The sequence below is a fragment of the Anaerovibrio sp. genome, assembly GCF_051866355.1.
Classification (GTDB): domain Bacteria; phylum Bacillota; class Negativicutes; order Selenomonadales; family Selenomonadaceae; genus Anaerovibrio.
The window spans coordinates 1-19,001 of record NZ_JBJDWZ010000023.1; the positions used below are offsets into that span (position 1 = coordinate 1).

The following is a 19,001-nucleotide window of genomic DNA, read 5'->3' on the forward strand; positions in this document are numbered from 1 at the left end:
GCACGAACAAAAAACTATTCGTTTATATCACCAAAGTATCATACAAGCACTACGAAAAACTGAAACTTACTGTATGCTGGAAAGCAGCTCGATATAGGCATCGGAGTGGAGGGGGCGCGAATAGTGGAAGCCCTGCATGGTCTGGCAGTTCATGGACTGGAGCAGTTCTGCCTGGGCGGCGGTTTCCACCCCTTCGGCAATCACCTGCATGTTCAGCTTTTTCGCCATGTCGATGATGGCCTGCAGGATGATGTCCACCCGGTCATGGTTGCCGTGGGAATACAGGCGGCGCACATCCACCTTGAGCATATCCACGGTCAGGTCGCGGAGGATGCCAAGGGAGCTGAAACTGCTGCCGAAATCGTCCAGAATGACGGAAAAGCCACAGCTGTTCAGGCGGCGCAGGATTCTGGCAAGCTGCTCCGGAGCGTGGCTGTAGGATTTTTCGGTAAGTTCCAGCCACAGCATCCACGGCTGCAGGTCGTACTTTCTCAGCATCCGCAACAGATAATCCACAAAGGACATATCATAAAAATTCATGTGGGAGATATTGATGGAAACAGGCCTGATATCCAGTCCCCAGTCCCGCTGGCGGCTGAGAAAATGGCAGGCCTGCTCCCAGGCAAATCTGTCCACTCTGTTGATGAAGCCGTTTTTCTCAAATACAGGAATGAATCTGGAGGGGCTGATGATGCCCTGCTCAGGATGCTGCCACCGCAGCAGGGCCTCTGCCGCAATAGGCGTCATGGTCCGGGCCGCCATATCTATCCTGTAGATAGGCTGGTATTTGACAAAAAACTGCCCGTTGCCCAGGGCCGGTTCCATTTCTCTGGCAATAACCTGTTCATCCATCATTTTGGTGCGCAGCTCGTCATCATAAAAGGCGTAGCGCCGGGCGTGGGAGTTTTTGACGGAGGTCATGGCCATGTGCGCCCTGTCCAGCATCTGGCCGGTGGTCAGGTAGATGTTGTCTATCTGGTATACGCCGGCAAAAAAAGCGACGGTGCGGTAGATGGTCAGGGAGTGCATCATGGCATCCAGCCCCTGAATGAGCAGATCCATGTCCAGCATGTCCTCCGGCAGCAGGATGGCAAAGGAATCAGCCGTAAGATGGCTGGCCAGCCCCCGCTTGCCTACGATGGTGTTGAAGTAGGAGGCGGCAGTCTTGAGAATGGTGTCACCGGTTTCCATGTTGAAAAGCTCGTTAATCAGCTTGAAGCTGGCAATATCCAGATAGACGAAGCAATAGCGGGTTTCAGGATTGCCTGATATCCTGTCCGCCGACTGCTGCAGAAAGGCCTTCTGGGTCAGCAGCCCTGTCAGCTGGTCGATATCCAGAATCTGCTGCATGGCATTTATCTTTTCATCCTGCGCAGCCTGCCGCAGCTTGCTTATTTCGTTTTCGCGGCGCCCCAGCACGTTCTGCACGCGGCAGCTGACAATGGACGGATTGTACGGCTTCGTCAGGTAATCGGCCGCGCCCCGTTCCATGGCCATGACCTCGCTGTTCACGTCATCGGCAGAGGTGGTGACAATTACGGGAATATCGCCGTAGCGGGGATTGGCCATCAGCCAGTCCAGCACCTCCATGCCGGTCATTACGGGCATCATCAAATCCAGCAGGATGATGTCGATGGGCTGGCTCTTGATGAAGTCCAGGGCCTCCCGGCCGTTTTCCGCCTCTATGAGATTAAATTCGTCCTGAAAAAACTGTGTCAGTATGGCACGGTTGATTTCCATATCGTCAACAATCAGCATGGTTTTCCTATTTTCCACAGCGCAATACCTCCCTCGTATCCTTTGCCCCCAATTATATATACTATTTCTGCAAAAAATCTCTAAATCCTTCCTTAAAGTATATTTTTCATAAATATATAGGCGTGCATGCGCCCTGACGGAAAAGTTTTAAGAAAAGTGACTGAAAAATAAGAAAATAAACAGAAAAACCTAGAAAAATCAATTCAATTGAAATTCTGTCAAAGATATGACGAAAAAATAAACAATTGTACAAATATGAAACATCTATGGACATCTATCGCAAAAAGCGATAAAATATGTACATAAACATTTTGTATACAAATTAGGAGGGCAGATCGAATGAATATTCATGAGTATCAGAGTAAGCAGGTACTGAAATCTTTCGGTGTAAATGTGCCAAACGGCATTCCGGCATTTACTGTTGAGGAAGCTGTTGAAGCCGCAAAGAAGCTGGATTCCAAGGTGACTGTAGTAAAGGCGCAGATTCATGCAGGCGGCCGCGGCAAGGCCGGCGGCGTAAAGATTGCCAAGTCCCTTGATGAGGTAAAAGCGTATGCAACTGAGCTTCTGGGCAAGGTGCTGGTTACTCATCAGACCGGTCCGGAGGGCAAAAAGGTTGGACGACTTCTCATCGAGGAGGGCTCCAACATCGCCAAGGAGTATTATCTGAGCTTTGTAAATGACCGTAATACTGCAAAGATCGTTATGATTGGCTCCGAGGAAGGCGGCATGGAAATCGAGAAGGTTGCTGCCGAGACACCTGAAAAGATTATCAAGGAGTACATTGATATTTCTGTTGGTCTGCTGCCATTCCAGGCAACCCGCATGGCTTACAAGATGAACTTCAAGCCGGAGGTTATCCGCAAGGCTTCCGCTACCATGATGAAGCTGTACGATGCCTTCATCGGCAAGGACTGCAGCCAGGTTGAGATCAATCCGCTGGTTGTAACTGCCGAGGACGATATAATCTGCCTGGATGCCAAGCTGAACTTTGATGACAGCGGGCTGTTCCGCCATCCTGATATCGTCGAGCTGCGCGACAAGACCGAGGAGGATCCGAAGGAGCTGTGGGCTGCTGAGGAAGGCCTGAACTATGTAAACCTGGGCGGCGATGTTGCATGCATGGTAAACGGCGCAGGCCTGGCTATGGCTACTGTTGATATTCTGAAATACTATGGCGGCAATCCTGCCAACTTCCTTGATGTAGGCGGCAGCTCCACCCCTGAGAAGATTGCCACTGCCTTCGAGATTATGCTGGACGGCGGTCAGGCAAAGGGTATTTTCGTAAATATCTTTGGCGGCATCAACCGCTGTGATGTTATTGCCGAGGGCATCCAGAAGGCTGCCCAGATTATCGCTGAAAAGACCGGCAGCGACGGCATTCCTGTTCCTGTAGTAGTTCGTCTTGAGGGCACCAAGGTAGAAGAGGGCCGCAAGATTCTCACTGACAACCCTGTAAAGAACGTCATCATGGCTCCGACCATGGAGGGCGGTGCAGAGAAGATCGTTGCCCTTGTTAAAGAGGCAGAGAAGAACGCTTAAGGATAAGGAGGATTGCAAAAATGAGTATTATTTTAAATAAAGATACAAAGGTTATCGTACAGGGCATTACCGGCAAGACTGCAATGTTCCACACCAAGCAGATGCTGGAATACGGTACCAAGATCGTTGGCGGTGTAACTCCGGGCAAGGCCGGTCAGGTAGTAGAGGGCGTTCCTGTATTCAACACTGTACAGGATGCTGTTGAGGCTACCGGCGCTACCGCTTCCGTAGTATTCGTACCGCCTCGCTTCGCTGCTGACTCCATCATGGAGGGCGTTGAGGCAGGTCTGGATCTGGTGGTTTGCATCACCGAGCACGTACCTGTTGAGGACATGATTAAGGTTCGTGCTTACATGAACGGCAAGAAAACCCGCCTTATCGGCCCTAACTGCCCTGGTATCCTGACCGTAGATGAGGCCAAGCTGGGCATTATCCCGGGCTACATCTACAAGAAGGGCCATGTGGGCGTTATTTCCCGTTCCGGTACCCTGACCTATGAGGCTTCCTTCCAGCTGTCCCAGGCCGGACTTGGCCAGACTACTGCTGTAGGTATCGGTGGCGACCCTGTAAAGGGCACCGACTTCATCGACGCCTTGAAGCTCTTCAAGGACGATGATGATACTCTGGCTCTCATCATGATTGGTGAGATCGGCGGTACTGCCGAGGAAGATGCTGCCAAGTGGATTGCCGAGAACATGCCGGACAAGCCTGTTGTAGGCTTCATTGCCGGTACTCAGGCGCCTCCGGGCAAGCGCATGGGCCATGCCGGTGCCATTATCGCAGGCGGCAAGGGCACTGCCGCTGACAAGATCAAGGCCCTGAATGCTGTCGGCATCCCTGTGGCTGAGAACGTAGCCCAGATTGGTGAAACCATGGTTAAGCTCCTGAAGGAGAAGGGCATTTATGAGAAGTGCCATACCTGCTGATTTGTATAACAAATAATATATCGTGTGCGGATGTTTTGGGATGCTGCGAAGGCGGCATCCCATTTTGTGTGCCAAATTTTATTTGCAAAGGGCGGGAATCGGGCGAAAAAGAGAAAAATTGCTTATTGTATTTTACGTGATTTTGTTATATATTTATTTAGGAAAAAGATAATTTTATCTTGTTTAATTTTTTGTCTGATTTAGGAAGGATGTTGAAGACATTGTTTGGCATGTCTATGGATATAGGTATAGATTTAGGAACAGCTAATGTGCTGATTTATATTAAGGGCAAGGGTGTTGTGCTGAAAGAGCCGTCAGTAGTGGCTGTGAACAGGGACACCAACTCAATTCTGGCAGTTGGCGAGGAGGCGCGCCAGATGATTGGCCGTACTCCTGGCAACATTGTGGCCATCCGTCCGATGCGGGACGGCGTAATCGCCGATTTTGACATTACGGAAACCATGCTGCGCCATTTCATTGAGAAGGTAACAGGGCATAGCTTCATGATTCGCCCGCGGATTATGGTCTGCATACCTTCCTGCATCACCATGGTGGAGGAGCGCGCCATTCAGGAGGCCGCCGAGCAGGCGGGCGCCAGAAAGACCTATACCATAGAGGAGCCGCTGGCGGCGGCCATGGGAGCCGGGCTGGATATTTCCGAGCCTTATGGTTCCATGGTGGTGGATATCGGCGGCGGTACTACCGATATTGCCGTAATCAGCCTGGGGGGCATCGTTATCAGCGACAGCCTGCGGGTTGCCGGGGACAGGTTCGATGATGCGATTATCGACTACATCAAGAAGGAATTCAACCTGATGATAGGCGAGCGCACGGCTGAGAACATCAAGATGGAGGTCGGTGCAGCTTTTGCGGACGCCCGCAACTGCAGGATGAATATCCGGGGCAGGGATCTGCTGACAGGCCTGCCGAAGAATATAGAGATAAACACGGAGCAGATTAGTGAGGCACTGAATCCGTCCGTAACCCAGATTGTGGAGCGGGTGAAGAGCGTACTGGAAAAGTGCCCGCCGGAGCTGGCTTCCGATATAATGGATCACGGCATTATCCTCACCGGTGGCGGGGCCATGCTCTACGGGCTGGATGAGCTGATTCGCCGTGAAACGAAGATTGCCACCAGCCTGGCCGATGACCCGTTGAGCTGTGTAGCACTTGGCACGGGCAAGGCACTGGAAAACATTGACAAGCTGGAAACAAAGCGCTCTATGTCCTTCTGGAAATAGTATTTGCTTTGCAGGCGGCAGGAAGAGGGGGATGAGATACTATGTGGCGTGGATTGTATACAGCTGCTACAGGTATGATAACTGAAACCAAGCGTACAGATACGATTGCCAATAATCTGGCTAATGCCAATACCACCGGGTTCAAGAGGGATGACGCGGTGACTTCGGATTTTGAGCCGATGCTTATCAGGCGTATCAACGATATGAGCGGCCCGAAGGACATAACCGAGTTCAAGGGCTTTTCCCTGGGCAAAAAGGCGCCGGTGGTAGGTGAGCTGGGGCTGGGGTCGCAGGTGGCGGATATCGCTACCGACCATACACAGGGCTCACTGCAGACCACGGGCAACCAGCTGGATTTTGCCGTGGAGGGCGAGGGGTATTTCAGGATTGCCACCCCGCGGGGTGAGCGCTATACCAGGGATGGTAATTTCTACCGCGATGCCAGAAGCCATCTGGTTACGGTCAACGGCGACGATGTGCTGGATGATGGCGGACGGCCGATTATTATACCGGAGGAATCGGGAACGTTTCTGGTGTCCCCGGAGGGAAGCATCACGGCCAATGGCATACAGGTGGCCAGGCTGGGTTTGGTGTCCTTTCCGGGCGGTGACGGGATTATGGTCAAGGAGGGCAACAGCCTTTATCGTGCGTCCGACCCGGCACAGAGGCCGCGGCAGGCGACCGGCTCCATACAGCAGGGGGCGCTGGAAAGGTCCAATACGGAGATTGTTTCCGAGATGGTCAACCTCATAGCCAACTACCGCGCCTATGAGGCAAATTCCAAGGCGGTTACCACTCAGGATTCCATGCTGGACAAATCCGTGAACGAGGTAGGCAGGAACAGTTAAGCAGGCCTGCTGAAATGACGATAGTTATGTTATGAAGGTTTTGTGTTTTAGAAAAAGGGGATAATAGATATGATGCGTTCCTTGTGGTCTGCTGCCTCCGGCATGAAGGGCCAGCAGAAGCAGATGGATGTAGTTGCCCATAATCTGGCGAATGTCAATACCTATGGTGCAAAGGCACAGCGGGCGGAGTTTCAGGACCTCCTGTACCAGACCCTGCGCGAAGGCGGCGCTGAAAGCGGCGATGGCACCATGTATCCGACGCCGATGCAGATAGGACTTGGTTCGCGCCTGAGTGCTACCAACAGGATTTTTACCCAGGGCAATCTGCAGACTACTGACAATGTAACAGACGTGGCTATTCAGGGAGAAGGCTTTTTCCAGATTGAGATGCCTGACGGAACCACGGCATATACCAGGGATGGTTCCTTCAAGATTGACGGCAACGGCAATCTCGTTACCAGTGATGGCTACAGGCTGATACCGAATATCACCTTTGATGCCAACACGAAGCACGACAGTATCACCATCGGTTCCAACGGCATGGTGAGTGCTATTCAGGGTGCCGCTACGGCTCCGACGGAGATTGCGACCATCGGGCTGGTGCGTTTCCTGAATCCTTCCGGACTGACCTCCATAGGCAAGAACCTCTATACGGAGTCTGCTGCCTCCGGGGAGCCGCAGGAGGGCGAGCCGGGTGTTGACGGCATGGGTACTCTTGTGCAGTCCTGTTTGGAGATGTCCAGCATTCAGATTGTAGATGAAATGGTCAACATGATTGTTTCCCAGCGCGCCTATGAGTCCAACTCCAAGGCGATTACTACCTCTGACAGCATGCTGGAAATCGCCAACGGACTGAAGCGTTAATATCATGGGCAGGCTGTGCAGATTTTTTGGCGTGCTGTGCCTGCTGTGGTGGCTGGTGCCTGCTCTTCCGGGTACGGCCGGCCTCTCGGCGGCAGGGGATTTTGTGCCTGTGGCCGAGGCGGCGGTTGCGGTAAAGCCGACACCGCAGCTGCCACAGGCTATTGTGCGTGAAAATTTTATTCAGCAGGCAGTCAAATGTATAGATGAAATAATGGCGGCTAATGGCGAAACCAGACGTTACACCATTGAGCCTGTCAACGTGCCGTCAGGGCTCAGGCTGCCCTGGGGGACGATTACCTATAGGAGCTATGCGCCTAACGGCATCCGCAAGGGGCTGAACACGGCTATCTCCGTGGAGGTGCTGGTGAACGGCGAGCATTATGCCCGCATGAACTGCATCATGAAGGTGCGTGTTTTTGGCAGGGTGGTCACTGCCGCCAGACGTATTCAGCACGAGGTTCCCCTGCAGGCAGAGGATTTGCGCTTGGAGGAAAAAGAGGACAAGGGACAGGTCTACGCCATGTACACCGACCCGCAGGAGCTGATAGGCAAGGTACTTTCCTCCAACGTGGGGGAGGGAACCATCCTGCACAGCGGGCTGATACGGGAGCCTATCCTCATCCAGCCATACGCCGTGGTGAATATCTGCACCGTTTTCAACGGGGTGGAAATCAAGGTGCCCGGCACGGCGCTGGAGCGCGGGCGCAAGGGCGGCTATATCGCCGTCAGGAATGATTCGTCAGGGCGCAAGGTCAGGGCGAAGGTAATTGATGAAAACAATGTGCTGGTAGTGCAGTAGGCAGGCTTTGTGCATGTCCCGGCCGGTGCGTTGAGATGCAGAAGTAAGTGCAGATTAACTGAGATTAACGTGTCAAGGCAGAGATGCGGCATCCGAGGTGATAATGAAATGAAAGGCAGTTTTTTTTCAAAAGAAAATAGCGGCTTGAGGTTCTGGGGCTGCCTGTTGCTGGCGGCTGTGTTTACGTTTGTGCAGGCGGGCATGCTGCCGGTGCAGGCGGAGGCGGAAAGCCTCTGGGGGCGGCACAGCATCTTTGCGGACCGCAAGGCTTCCCAGGTGGGGGATATTCTTACCATCGTAATCAATGAATCCTCCAACACATCCCAGTCCCTCTCCAATTCCAACTCCAAGGAGGGCAAGAATACACTGGCCGCCGGTACGGGTGTGTTCAGCTTTCTGGCGGCGGCAACGGCCTCCGGCTCTGACAGCTTCAAGGCCAACGGCAGTGCCAACAATACCAATTCTGCCAGCGGCAATGTGACCGTCACCGTAGTAGAGGTGCGTGACAACGGCAATATGGTGGTGGAGGGCACCCAGTCCATCTGGAACAACAAAAATGAGCATAAGATTACGGTGCGGGGCGTAGTGAGGCCGGATGATATATCCTACAACAATACCATCCTCTCCAACAAGGTGGCGGATGCTACCCTGAGATTCGATGGCAAGGGTCCTTTGAACGCCAAGCAGCGTCAGGGTATTCTGACCCAGATTTTCAATATTTTGTTCTAAAGCTAAGGAGAATTATATGAAAAAGCTATTTCGCATAATTAGCCTGATAACCTGTCTGTGCCTGTTGGCATCCGGCAGCGCTTTGGCGGCCGGCTATTCGTCAGCCCGGCTGAAGGATGTGGCCAAGGTGCAGGGAGTACGCGCCAATCAGCTGATGGGCTACGGGCTGGTTGTGGGACTTAATGGCACCGGCGACTCCGACAAGATGAAGCAGACGATTCAATCCATCGGCAACATGATGAAGGATTTTGGCGTGGTTATTGATACCAGCGGCATGAAGCCAAAGAATGTGGCCGCCGTTATCGTCACGGCAACCCTGCCGCCCTTTGTGCGGGAGGGTGATACCATTGATATAACCGTGTCCTCCATGGGTGATGCCAAGAGCATTCAGGGCGGCACGCTGCTGCAGACCCCTCTGAAAGCCGGTAATGGCAATATCTATGCCGTTGCCATGGGGGCGGTGTCCACCGGCGGTTTTACGGCCGGCAGGGGCGGCAATAATGCCCAGAAGAATTTTCCCACGGTAGGCACTACGCCAAACGGCGCTATTGTGGAGCGTTCCGTTGAGGATGAAATGCTGGCGCCTAACGGGGTACTGTCCTGGTCGCTGAACAAGGCGGACTTCACTACGGCCAGCAGGATTGCCCAGGCGATCAATGCCCAGTACGGCGGCATTGCCAAGGCGGCAAATCCGGGGCGTGTTGACGTGACCGTGCCCGCCTACTACCGCAGTAACATCGTGGGCTTTATTTCCAGTCTGGAGGAGCTTACCGTGATGCCTGACAATCTGGCCAGGGTTGTGGTCAATGAGCGCACCGGCACTATCGTCATGGGCGGTGATGTTTCCGTGGATACGGTTGCCATTACCCAGGGCGGCATTACGGTGAAAATCGGCAAGGATTATGATGTTATCCAGCCGCCGCCATTCTCCCACGGCAATACGGTTATCCTGCCTGATGAGAATGTGGATGTGCAGGAGCAGACGGCCAGCTCTATCGTTCTGCCTGCCACCTCAAATATAAATGACATTGTGGGGGCGCTGAACTCCGTGGGCGCAACGCCGAGGGATATTATTTCCATCCTGCAGGCGATAAAGGCGGCAGGTGCACTGCACGCTGATTTGGAGCTGATTTAAGTTTTTGTGCGGAACAGGGTGATTTGATATGCAAATCGACAATATTAGTGCAAATTCCATACTGGCCCGGCAACAGGCCCAGGATTTGCAGGGCAATAAGGACGTGGAAAAGGCCAGGGGCTTTGCTGACGAATTGAAGGCGGCACAGAAGAATACTCTGGATGACCCTGAGTACCGGCAAAAGCTGAAGGATGCCTGCAAGGGCTTTGAGTCCATGTTCATCCAGATGATGTGGAAGGAAATGCGCAAGACTGTGCCGGAGGACTCCCTGTTTGGCGAGTCCAACGGAGAGAAGATTTTCCGCGACATGCTGGATACCGAAATGGTGGATCGCATGTCGGAGGCAGGCGGCTTTGGTCTGGCTGATGTGATGTACGATCAGCTTACGAGCCAGTATCAGGCCCGCAAGGACATGGATGCCAGAGCGAGGGCGGCATGGGAGGCCAAGGGCAGGAAGATTGACCTGCCGGGCTGAAAATAGCAGATAGTTACTACTTGAGGCTATCCTTGAGGTAGCCTCTTTTGTTTTTTTTCAAATTTGGAGGTCTTTAGTGTGAAGAGGTTTGTAAGTATTGTGATGGCAGCTTTGCTGCTGTTCGTTCAGATAGATGCGCTGGAAGCTGCAAGCGTCAAGCCGTCAGTGGTCAGCCAGAATGCCAAGACGCCTGCATCCGGCAAAACAACAGCCGCCAAAACAACAGCAGGCAAGACGACTGCCGGAAAAACCACGGCCGTGACTGCAGCCTCGGCAGGGCAGGCGGCTTTGCCTGCGGGAGCGCGGCTGGCCGCCGTGCGCTATGGCGACAGCACGGAAAGACTGCGGATTGTGCTGGATACAGGCAGTGTGCCGGAGTACAAGGTAAGCAAGGAAAACAACGGCACCAGGCTGGTTGTCACCATGAACAATCTTACCGCCGGCATCAAATCAGCGCCTGAGTGCAAGAGCAATGTGGTCAAGGACGTGATACTGGGCACATACGGCAGTAATACCGTGCAGGTGATTGTGGATATGAAGGCCGCGCTGGACACGAAGGTATATGCACTAAAGAATCCGGGGCGCATTGTCATAGATATCCAGAAGGAATATGAAAAGGAAACTGCAACCGCGGTAGCTCCGGGACTGAACTATATCAGGTATGTCCGGGTGGACAGCAGGGGAATAATGACCTCCTATCTGCTGGAGGTGGACAGGAGCAGGTTTGATGTGGGGCTGGCGCTGGCAGGCGGCAATATTTCCTCAGGCAGAGCAACGGTAAAGAGCATTGCCGGTGCCAAGGGTGCGGTGGCCGCCGTCAACGGCGGGTATTTCGGGCTGGACGGCACGCTGATTGGCAATACCCGCATCGACGGGCAGACTGCCGGAACAACGTATTACAGGCGCACCTCGCTGGGCTTTATGCCCGATGGCACGTTGAAGCTGGCTCCTTCGGAGTATTATGGCGAGGTCAATGTAAACGGCAAAAAGATTTTCCTTTCCGGCGTCAATTGTGAGCGGGGAGCAAATACCACCATACTGTACAACAGCCTTTTTGGCAGTTATACCAAAACCAATGAATACGGCACGGAATACGTCATCAGGGACGGCAAGGTTACGGCGGTCAATCAGGGCAACAGCTTCATTCCATCAGGCAGTCAGGTGATTTCCGTACATGGTACGGCCCAGGCGGCCTTTGCCGGGGTAAAGGTCGGCGACAGGGTGACTGTGGGGGAGAGCTTCGGCAGTGAGCTGGACGCGGCTAAGAATATCATCGGAGCAGGGCCGGAGCTTTTGCGGAGCGGCATAGTAAATGTTACGGCGGAGGCGGAGCAGTTTCCCAATGATATTGCCAAGGGGCGGGCACCGCGGACGGCTGTGGGCATCAAGGCCGATGGCAAAATGCTCCTGCTGGTGGTGGACGGACGCCAGAGCCACAGCATTGGCGCAACGCTGGTGGAAACAGCCCAGCTTTTAAAGCGGTTCGGTGCGGTAAATGGCTTTAATCTGGATGGCGGCGGTTCCAGCGAGCTGGTCCTGCAGGGACAGGTTATGAACAGTCCGTCTGATGGCAAGGAGCGCTCAGTGGGCAGTGCCATTGTTGTAACAGGTAAATAAAATATTTGCTTGCTATTAATTTTTTTTAGGATATAATGAATGTATTAGTTTGTACTGAAACATTGATTATGTGGTTATGAGGTGAATTTTTTGCATAGATTTTTTGGTAAGATGAGAAAACGCCTGCTGGCCGCCTGCCTGTCGGCCGCCCTGCTGGTGGGAAGCACCGCTCTGGCCGCCATGCCGGAGATTGTCAGCCTGCAGGATGTCAGGCCGGGCATGTGGGGAACCGGCTACACCGTCATAGACAGCAGTGGTGAGATTCGTCCCTTTGATGTGGAGGTTGTAGGGGTGCTGGGGGATAACAGCAAGATGTCCTCCAAGAGAATACTGGTGAATCTCTACGGCGATTTGATTGATGAAACAGGCGGGGCGATTTCCGGCATGAGCGGTAGTCCTATCTATTTTAATGGCAGGCTGGCAGGGGCATTGTCGGCAGGCTACAAGGACATGTATCCCACCCAGCGGATTATGCTGACCCCGATTGAGGACATGCTGAAGATATGGCAGTATCCCGATACGCTGAACAGGACGAAGCTGCCGCAGGTGGATTTGAAAAAAATGCGGGCAGAGCGGGAGAAGTTTCAGGCCGCCGAGGCAGAAAAGGCAGGGAAAGCTGCCGGGACTGCAGAGGACGTGAAGGAAGCGGCAGGAGAGAAGCAGTCCGATGAGGCGGCAGGGGCAGAGGTTCCTGCGGCTCAGGGCGAAGCCGCCGTGCCGGTGGAGAAGGACAATGGAGCAGAGCAGGCTGAACCGGCAGAGGATGCCGCAGTTTCCGGGCAGGACGGGCCGGACGGGACGGAAACTGCAGTCGGGGAGCAGAAGAATACGTATTTTGCTTCCGGTTTTGGCAGCAGGGGCATGGAGCTTCTGCAGGCCGGCATGAACAGGCTGGGCATGAAGCTGGATTATGACAACGTATGGGATGCAGGAGCGTCCGTTATGCAGGCAAGGACTGACGCCGTGCTGCAGCCGGGTTCGCCGGTGGGCGTCGCCCTGTCCGTGGGGGATTTTTCCTTCGGGGCCATGGGAACGGTAACGGCAGTGGACGGTAAGAAGATTCTGGCCTTTGGCCATTCCTATACCCATCGCGGCAATGTGAACTACTTCATGACGGATGCCCAGGTGGTAAGCACCATTCACGGGCCTACCAATGGCATGAAGCTGGGTAATGTAAACGGCATCATCGGCCGCATCAATCAGGACAGGCAGGATGGCATAGGCGGCATACTGGGACAGCTGCCCCAGACCGTGCCGGTGATTGTCACCGTGCATGACAAGGACACCGGCAGCAGCGTCACCTACAGCTCCATGCTGGCGTATGATGAGGAGGTAGTGTCCGTGCTGGCGCCGGTGGTGGTGTACAGTTCCATCACCAATACGCTGGATCGTCAGGATGCCTCCACGGCTTCCCTGAAGTTTTCCCTGCGCAGTAACTACGGCAAGGATGGCCTGATTGAGCGCAGGAACATGTTCTATGACCCGGAGGATGTGGCCAAAGCCTCCATCGGTGAGCTGAACGATATTCTGGGCGTCATTCTTGGCAACAAGGAGAAGGAGCCGGATCTGCTGGATTTGAAGGTGGACGTGACGGTGGAGCGGGGACGCAGGACTGCGACCCTGATTTCTGCCGAGCCGAGCAAGAAGGAAGTTCTGCCGGGTGAGGCGATTACCTTTAATACCACCATACAGCCATACCGGGGCGAAAAGATAAAGCTGTCCGTGCCGTATACGGTGCCGAGGAATCAGGTTCCCGGCAATCTGGCGCTGGATGTGCATGGGGGCGGTCTGGTCAATGTAGCCAAGATACTTCTGGCCCAGCAGGCGGCGCTGGATGCCGGTGTCAATATGGACGAGGAGCCACCTGTCAGCGCACAGCTGCAGGATATGCTGGCCAGCAGCTGCAACAACGAGATTATCATTGAATCCACCGTGGTGGTGCCGAAGAATGATGAGGAACTGCAAAAGAGCATCAAGCAGGCCAAAAAAATGGCCGAGCGGATGGCAAAGCAGAATGCCGCAGGCGGAAACAGCCAGCCGGGGGGGCAGGAACCGTCACCTATTGGCAAGGTCGCCACGGATTACATCATCGAGAATATCATTCACACCAATGTGATGGTGCTGGAAAATAAAAATCAATAATGCAATTGCAGGCTGTACAGGTTTCAGTTAATTTTCACCCACTACTATTATCATGTAGTGTGGGTATTTTGCTGGTAAAACCTGTACAGTTTTTTCTTTGACTTAACCATTTATACTTGCTAAAATAAAAGGCGGATTAATATTTTATGGAGTTATGGAGGGGGACGGGTTATGTTCACTCGCTTTCTCGAATACATAGGGACCAAGGTGCTGGACGGCCTGTATTTTGTGGGGGACATGATGCTGCTCTTTTTGGGAGCGGTACAGCAGATGCCCAAAAGGCTGCGCCCGAAGCATATCCTGCATCAGATGTCCCATCTTGGTGTGGATACTCTGCCGATAGTTTCCCTGACATTGCTGTTTACCGGCATGGTAATGGCACTGCAGATGGCGGGGGAGATGATAAAGTTCGGCGCCGAGTCCACCATCGGCGGCATTGTGGCGATTGCCATCGGCCGTGAGCTGGGGCCGGTGCTGGTAGGGGTTGTGGCCGCGGGGCGCGTCGGTTCCGCCATGACGGCGGAAATCAGTACCATGAAGGTTACGGAGCAGATTGATGCACTGCGGGTCATGGCAACCAATCCTCTGGGGTATCTGGTAGTGCCCCGGATGATTGCCTGCATGGTTATGGTGCCTCTGCTGACGGTCTATGGCAACCTCATCGGCGTTCTGGGAGGCTGGGCCGTCGCCCTGAAATATTTCGGCATCAGCAGTTATGTTTACTGGCATTCCATTGAGCAGTTTGCAGATGGGGCGGATTTTTATGCAGGTCTGATAAAGGCTGTTGTCTTTGGCCTGGTAATCGCCATCGTAGGCTGTTACTACGGCATGAGGGCTCCTGCCGGAGCGGAGGGGGTCGGCATGGCCACCACCAGATCCGTGGTGGCGGCTATAGTCATCATCTTCATGCTGAATGTTATCCTTTCCTGGGTGCTGTATTGATGTAGTGGAGGGATGATATGATAAAAATCAGGGATGTGTGCAAAAGCTTTGGCAGCCATGAGGCGTTGAAGCATGTTACGCTGGACGTGATGGAGGGGGAAACCCTGGCTATCATCGGCGGCTCCGGTTCCGGCAAGAGCACGCTGCTCAGGCTGCTTATCGGGCTGGACAGGCCCACCAGCGGCGAGATTTACATCATGGGCAGGCCCATTTCCCGCATGAGCGAGAAGCAGCTGGATGTGCTTCGGCTGAACATGGGCATGGTCTTTCAGTATTCCGCCCTTTTTGATTCCATGACCGTGGGGGAGAATGTGGCCTTCGGCCTGCGGGAGCATACTGATTATTCGGAGGAACAAATCCGGGCTATTGTGGCGGAAAAGCTGGAGCAGGTAGGTCTGCCGGGAATAGAGGCGGCCATGCCGGGAGAGCTTTCCGGCGGCATGAAGAAGCGTGTGGGCCTCGCCAGAGCCATCGCCTTTAACCCGAAGATTATTTTTTATGATGAGCCAAGCTCAGGTCTGGACCCGATTATGACGGCCAAGATTGACGAGCTGATTATTGATACCAAAAGGAAGCAGAAGGCCACCTCGGTGGTGGTTACCCATGATATGGCCAGCGCCTGCACCATAGCGGACCGCATAGCCATGATTTATGAGGGTGAGCTGATTGCCACAGATACGGTAGAGAATTTTCAGCGGCTGGAGGATCCGCGGGTTCAGAGCTTTTTGCAGAGAATGTACATAGGAAGGGAGAAACACAGATGAAGACAGAAGTAAAGGTAGGCGCCTTTACTCTGCTGGGCATAGTGCTCATGGTGGGCATTATGGCTCTTTTGAGCGGTGTACGGCCCGGCAGTGACAAGGGATACAGCCTGAGCATCGGTTTTCCCCAGGCCATAGGCCTGACCTCCGGCAACGACGTGTGCTATGCCGGCGTGAGGATTGGCAGGGTACAGCAGGTGGAACCCTCCGGACTGGGCGTGGTTGCAGATGTGGTCATAGAGGATGATGTGAAGATTCCGAAAAAATCCAGTGTTATCGTAACCTCTAATGGCGTTATGGGAGGCAAGTTTATCAACATTACGCCGATGCAGGATGCGAACATGGAGGACTGCTACGGGCCGGGAGATTTTCTCTACGGACTGCAGGAGGCCACCATGGATGATATGATGGCCAATCTGAATACGGCAGTGCTCAAGGTACAGGTATTGCTGGACTCCATGAATGATGTGCTGGGGGACAAGGAAACCCAGAAGGCCTTGAAGGATGTTTCCGTAAATATGCGCAATATTACCGCCAATATAGACAAGCTGACTGCCTCGCTGGCTGATATGGCGGCCGCCAATCAGGGGGATGTACGCCAGATGGCGCAGAACCTGAACCGCATGACGGGCAGCCTGATGCGGGCGGCAGACAGCCTTGAGGTGCTGGTGTCCACCTTTAACGGCAACGGTGAGACGGGCGCCAATCTGAAAGAGGCCATCAGCAATCTGTCGGCAACCAGCAGGCGCATTGACAATATGGCGGCGGCTTTGGAGGGCGTGGTGACAGACCCGCAGGTGGCCGATGATCTGAAGGCTACACTGCACAATGTGCGCGGCGTCAGCGAGCGTGCTGACAAGATGATGGGCAAGGTTTCCGGCATTGAGGTGGAAGCGGGCCTGGAAACCATGTACAGCGGCAAGGAAAACCGCTGGCAGACGGGTATCGGCATGGATATCCGCCCCGATGACAGCAGTCTTTTGCGGCTGGGCCTGAACGATATCGGCGAGGACAACAACATCAATTTTCAGGGCGGTGTGTACCGCGGTGCCTTTGGCGCCAGGGCCGGTGTGATTGACAGCAAGGCGGGACTGGGAATTGACATAGGCAGCCGCAAGCTGAACCTGTCCGTGGACGGCTATGATTTTAACGACTTTCGCCTGAAATCACGCCTGCAGTACGAGATTGCCAAGGATACGTATATTTTTACCCAGGTCAATGATATAAATAATGCAGATAAAAGAGCGACATATTTTGGCTTGAGAAGGAGCTTTTAACACATCTTTTTACATATACTGATGTTTTTTACAGGTTAGGGAGGAATTCATTTTGAAACGCAATAATACTTTTAAGAAGCTCAGCGGCCTGGTGCTGGCAGGCATGATGTCCATGTCGGTGGCAAGTGCGGAGCACATGGATCTTACGCTGGAGGACAGCGTAAGGCTGGCACTGGATAACAACTACAGCATCAAGGAGCAGGAGGCCGACTATGACAGTGCGGTATGGGCGCGCCATCAGGCACGCCGCACGGCGGGGCCGAAGCTGAACTGGGAGAGCAAGGCTACCAAGCTGGGGGGCCGCTATTATGATAACAGCAATGTTGACAGGGCCTTTGGCAATGGCCTTACCCTGACCTTCCCTGTATATACAGGCGGTCAGCTGGAGGGAGCAATCAAGGCGGCTGATCTGGGCATGAATGCCTCCGAGCTGGGGCTGGAGCTGGCCAAGCAGAAGGTAAAGGCAAGCACCATGGCGGCATACTACAAGGCACTGCAGGCCCAGAATCAGATAAAGGTAGCAGAGGATTCCGTGAATACCCTTACCGAGCATCTGAAAAACGTAAATGCACAGTTCAGTGTCGGTACCGTGGCCAAATCCGATGTGCTGGGCACCCAGGTGCAGATGGCCAATGCGGAGCAGAGCCTGATTACTGCCAACAATAACTATGATGTGGCGATTGCTTCATTGAATAATATTATGGGCATAGCTACCGGCACGGAGCTGAACCTGACCGACAGCCTTGAGTATGTTGTCTATGAAATTCCTTTGGAGGAATGCACCGAGTATGCCATGCAGAACCGTCCCGATGTGCTGATTGCTGATTACAAGGTGGCTATTGCCAGGGCAGAGGTGGAGCAGGCCAAGGCAGGCTACCGTCCTAGCGTAAGTCTGGCAGCTACCAAAAACTGGCAGGGTGAAAATCCATTTGGCTCGGACGAGGACGATGTCCGCTATGCGGCAAGCAACAACTGGACCGCAGGCGTGGTGCTTTCCTGGGATATCTGGGACAATCAGGTAACAGAGGCAAAGGTAAGGCAGAACAAGGCGGCTGTCATGAAGGCGGAGGCCGTTGCTGACGACACCCGCCAGAACGGTGATTTGGAGGTGCGCACCGCCTACCTGAATCTGAAGGCGGCAGAAAAGAGCATCAACACCACCAAGGTAGCCGTGGAGAAGGCACAGGAGGACTACAAGATTGCCCAGGTACGCTACTCCGCCGGTGTAGGCACCAATCTGGATGTAATGGATGCCGAGGAAAAGCTGACCCAGGCCCAGACCAACTACTACACTGCCCTGTACAACTACAATTCCAGCAAGGCAGACCTTGACCGTGCCATGGGCATCATGGTTGACCTGGATATCAAGAAGCTGGCATTAGACACTTCCGGCAATAAAGGCTGATAGAGGTTAAGAAAAGTTGATAAAAGTTGATAAAATATAATAAAGGCCGGAATTATGAGCTGGCCTTTCACCGGCCACCAAAGGACCAGAGTAAAATCTGGCAATTGGTGGCCGTTTTTTTGTCGGTTTTATTTTTCCTGTTCATATAAAAATGAACGGAATTCATTTTTTGCTTTCATATTTGTCCATATTCATATATAATGAATAGATATGGGGGTGTTTTCTATGGCTGAGGCGATGGGCAGGCGGGAGCAGAAAAAGCTGCTGGCCAGAAGCAAGATTATGGAGGCTGCGATTGAGCAGTTTACCCGGTGCGGCTTTCAGGCAGCTTCGGTGGCGGATATCATGAGGTCTGCTGATATGGGGCTGGGAACCTTTTACAATTATTTTGCGTCAAAGGAAGAGCTTTTGCATTGTCTTCTGGATGGTCTGGCTGTACAGCTGAAAAAACATTTGCAGGAGCTGCAGGAGCAGAAGAAAGGCCATGCAGAGATTTTGCGTGAAATGGTAATGATGACAGCAAGGCTGGTGGGACAGAAC

The 19,001-nt window shown here is 53.5% G+C and carries 17 protein-coding genes; 16 read left to right on the forward strand and 1 reads right to left on the reverse strand.

The window, feature by feature from the left end; all coding sequences use genetic code 11:
- Positions 1 to 66: 66 nt before the first annotated feature.
- The gene (locus ACI3UA_RS01185; protein ID WP_439723008.1) at positions 67 to 1,776 is read right to left on the reverse strand and encodes a putative bifunctional diguanylate cyclase/phosphodiesterase; all 1,710 of its coding nucleotides are present in this window, start codon (positions 1,774 to 1,776) and stop codon (positions 67 to 69) included.
- A 303-nt stretch (positions 1,777 to 2,079) separates the two neighbouring features.
- Here ACI3UA_RS01185 and sucC point away from each other — a divergent pair, with 303 nt between their 5' ends.
- The 16 genes from sucC to ACI3UA_RS01265 all read left to right on the forward strand — a co-directional run.
- Complete coding sequence (sucC, locus tag ACI3UA_RS01190; protein ID WP_439723030.1) at positions 2,080 to 3,300, forward strand: ADP-forming succinate--CoA ligase subunit beta; 1,221 nt, start codon at positions 2,080 to 2,082, stop codon at positions 3,298 to 3,300.
- Positions 3,301 to 3,320: 20 nt separating this feature from the next.
- Positions 3,321 to 4,226, forward strand: coding sequence for a succinate--CoA ligase subunit alpha (gene sucD / locus ACI3UA_RS01195; RefSeq protein ID WP_439723009.1), 906 nt, complete (start codon positions 3,321 to 3,323; stop codon positions 4,224 to 4,226).
- 221 nt (positions 4,227 to 4,447) lie between these two features.
- Entirely contained in the window at positions 4,448 to 5,467 is a 1,020-nt protein-coding gene (locus tag ACI3UA_RS01200; RefSeq protein ID WP_439723031.1) for a rod shape-determining protein, read from the forward strand.
- 41 nt (positions 5,468 to 5,508) lie between these two features.
- The gene (flgF, locus tag ACI3UA_RS01205) at positions 5,509 to 6,315 is read left to right on the forward strand and encodes a flagellar basal-body rod protein FlgF (protein ID WP_439723010.1); all 807 of its coding nucleotides are present in this window, start codon (positions 5,509 to 5,511) and stop codon (positions 6,313 to 6,315) included.
- Positions 6,316 to 6,384: 69 nt separating this feature from the next.
- Positions 6,385 to 7,179 carry a flagellar basal-body rod protein FlgG gene (flgG, locus tag ACI3UA_RS01210; RefSeq protein ID WP_439723011.1) on the forward strand — a complete coding sequence of 265 codons (795 nt, stop codon included), beginning with the start codon at positions 6,385 to 6,387 and terminating at the stop codon, positions 7,177 to 7,179.
- Between the two features lie 4 nt (positions 7,180 to 7,183).
- Positions 7,184 to 7,978, forward strand: a complete 795-nt coding sequence (gene flgA / locus ACI3UA_RS01215; RefSeq protein ID WP_439723012.1) for a flagellar basal body P-ring formation chaperone FlgA — start codon at positions 7,184 to 7,186, stop codon at positions 7,976 to 7,978.
- Positions 7,979 to 8,086: 108 nt separating this feature from the next.
- Positions 8,087 to 8,707 (forward strand): flagellar basal body L-ring protein FlgH, encoded by a 621-nt coding sequence (locus ACI3UA_RS01220; RefSeq protein ID WP_439723013.1) that lies wholly within the window; start codon positions 8,087 to 8,089, stop codon positions 8,705 to 8,707.
- Positions 8,708 to 8,723: 16 nt separating this feature from the next.
- Positions 8,724 to 9,842 carry a flagellar basal body P-ring protein FlgI gene (locus tag ACI3UA_RS01225; protein ID WP_439723014.1) on the forward strand — a complete coding sequence of 373 codons (1,119 nt, stop codon included), beginning with the start codon at positions 8,724 to 8,726 and terminating at the stop codon, positions 9,840 to 9,842.
- A gap of 28 nt (positions 9,843 to 9,870) precedes the next feature.
- The gene (locus ACI3UA_RS01230) at positions 9,871 to 10,317 is read left to right on the forward strand and encodes a rod-binding protein (RefSeq protein ID WP_439723015.1); all 447 of its coding nucleotides are present in this window, start codon (positions 9,871 to 9,873) and stop codon (positions 10,315 to 10,317) included.
- Positions 10,318 to 10,395: 78 nt separating this feature from the next.
- Positions 10,396 to 11,934, forward strand: a complete 1,539-nt coding sequence (locus ACI3UA_RS01235) for a phosphodiester glycosidase family protein (protein ID WP_439723016.1) — start codon at positions 10,396 to 10,398, stop codon at positions 11,932 to 11,934.
- Between the two features lie 90 nt (positions 11,935 to 12,024).
- Positions 12,025 to 14,076 carry a SpoIVB peptidase S55 domain-containing protein gene (locus ACI3UA_RS01240; RefSeq protein WP_439723017.1) on the forward strand — a complete coding sequence of 684 codons (2,052 nt, stop codon included), beginning with the start codon at positions 12,025 to 12,027 and terminating at the stop codon, positions 14,074 to 14,076.
- 171 nt (positions 14,077 to 14,247) lie between these two features.
- Complete coding sequence (locus ACI3UA_RS01245; RefSeq protein WP_439723018.1) at positions 14,248 to 15,018, forward strand: MlaE family ABC transporter permease; 771 nt, start codon at positions 14,248 to 14,250, stop codon at positions 15,016 to 15,018.
- 17 nt (positions 15,019 to 15,035) lie between these two features.
- The gene (locus ACI3UA_RS01250) at positions 15,036 to 15,782 is read left to right on the forward strand and encodes an ABC transporter ATP-binding protein (protein WP_439723019.1); all 747 of its coding nucleotides are present in this window, start codon (positions 15,036 to 15,038) and stop codon (positions 15,780 to 15,782) included.
- Positions 15,779 to 17,056: an MlaD family protein gene (locus ACI3UA_RS01255; protein WP_439723020.1), complete on the forward strand. Its 1,278-nt coding sequence runs from the start codon at positions 15,779 to 15,781 to the stop codon at positions 17,054 to 17,056. The genes ACI3UA_RS01250 and ACI3UA_RS01255 overlap by 4 nt, the downstream gene beginning before the upstream one ends.
- A gap of 52 nt (positions 17,057 to 17,108) precedes the next feature.
- Positions 17,109 to 18,461, forward strand: coding sequence for a TolC family protein (locus ACI3UA_RS01260; protein WP_439723021.1), 1,353 nt, complete (start codon positions 17,109 to 17,111; stop codon positions 18,459 to 18,461).
- A 225-nt stretch (positions 18,462 to 18,686) separates the two neighbouring features.
- The coding region (locus tag ACI3UA_RS01265) for a TetR/AcrR family transcriptional regulator (protein ID WP_439723022.1) at positions 18,687 to 19,001 on the forward strand (315 nt) is incomplete at its 3' end.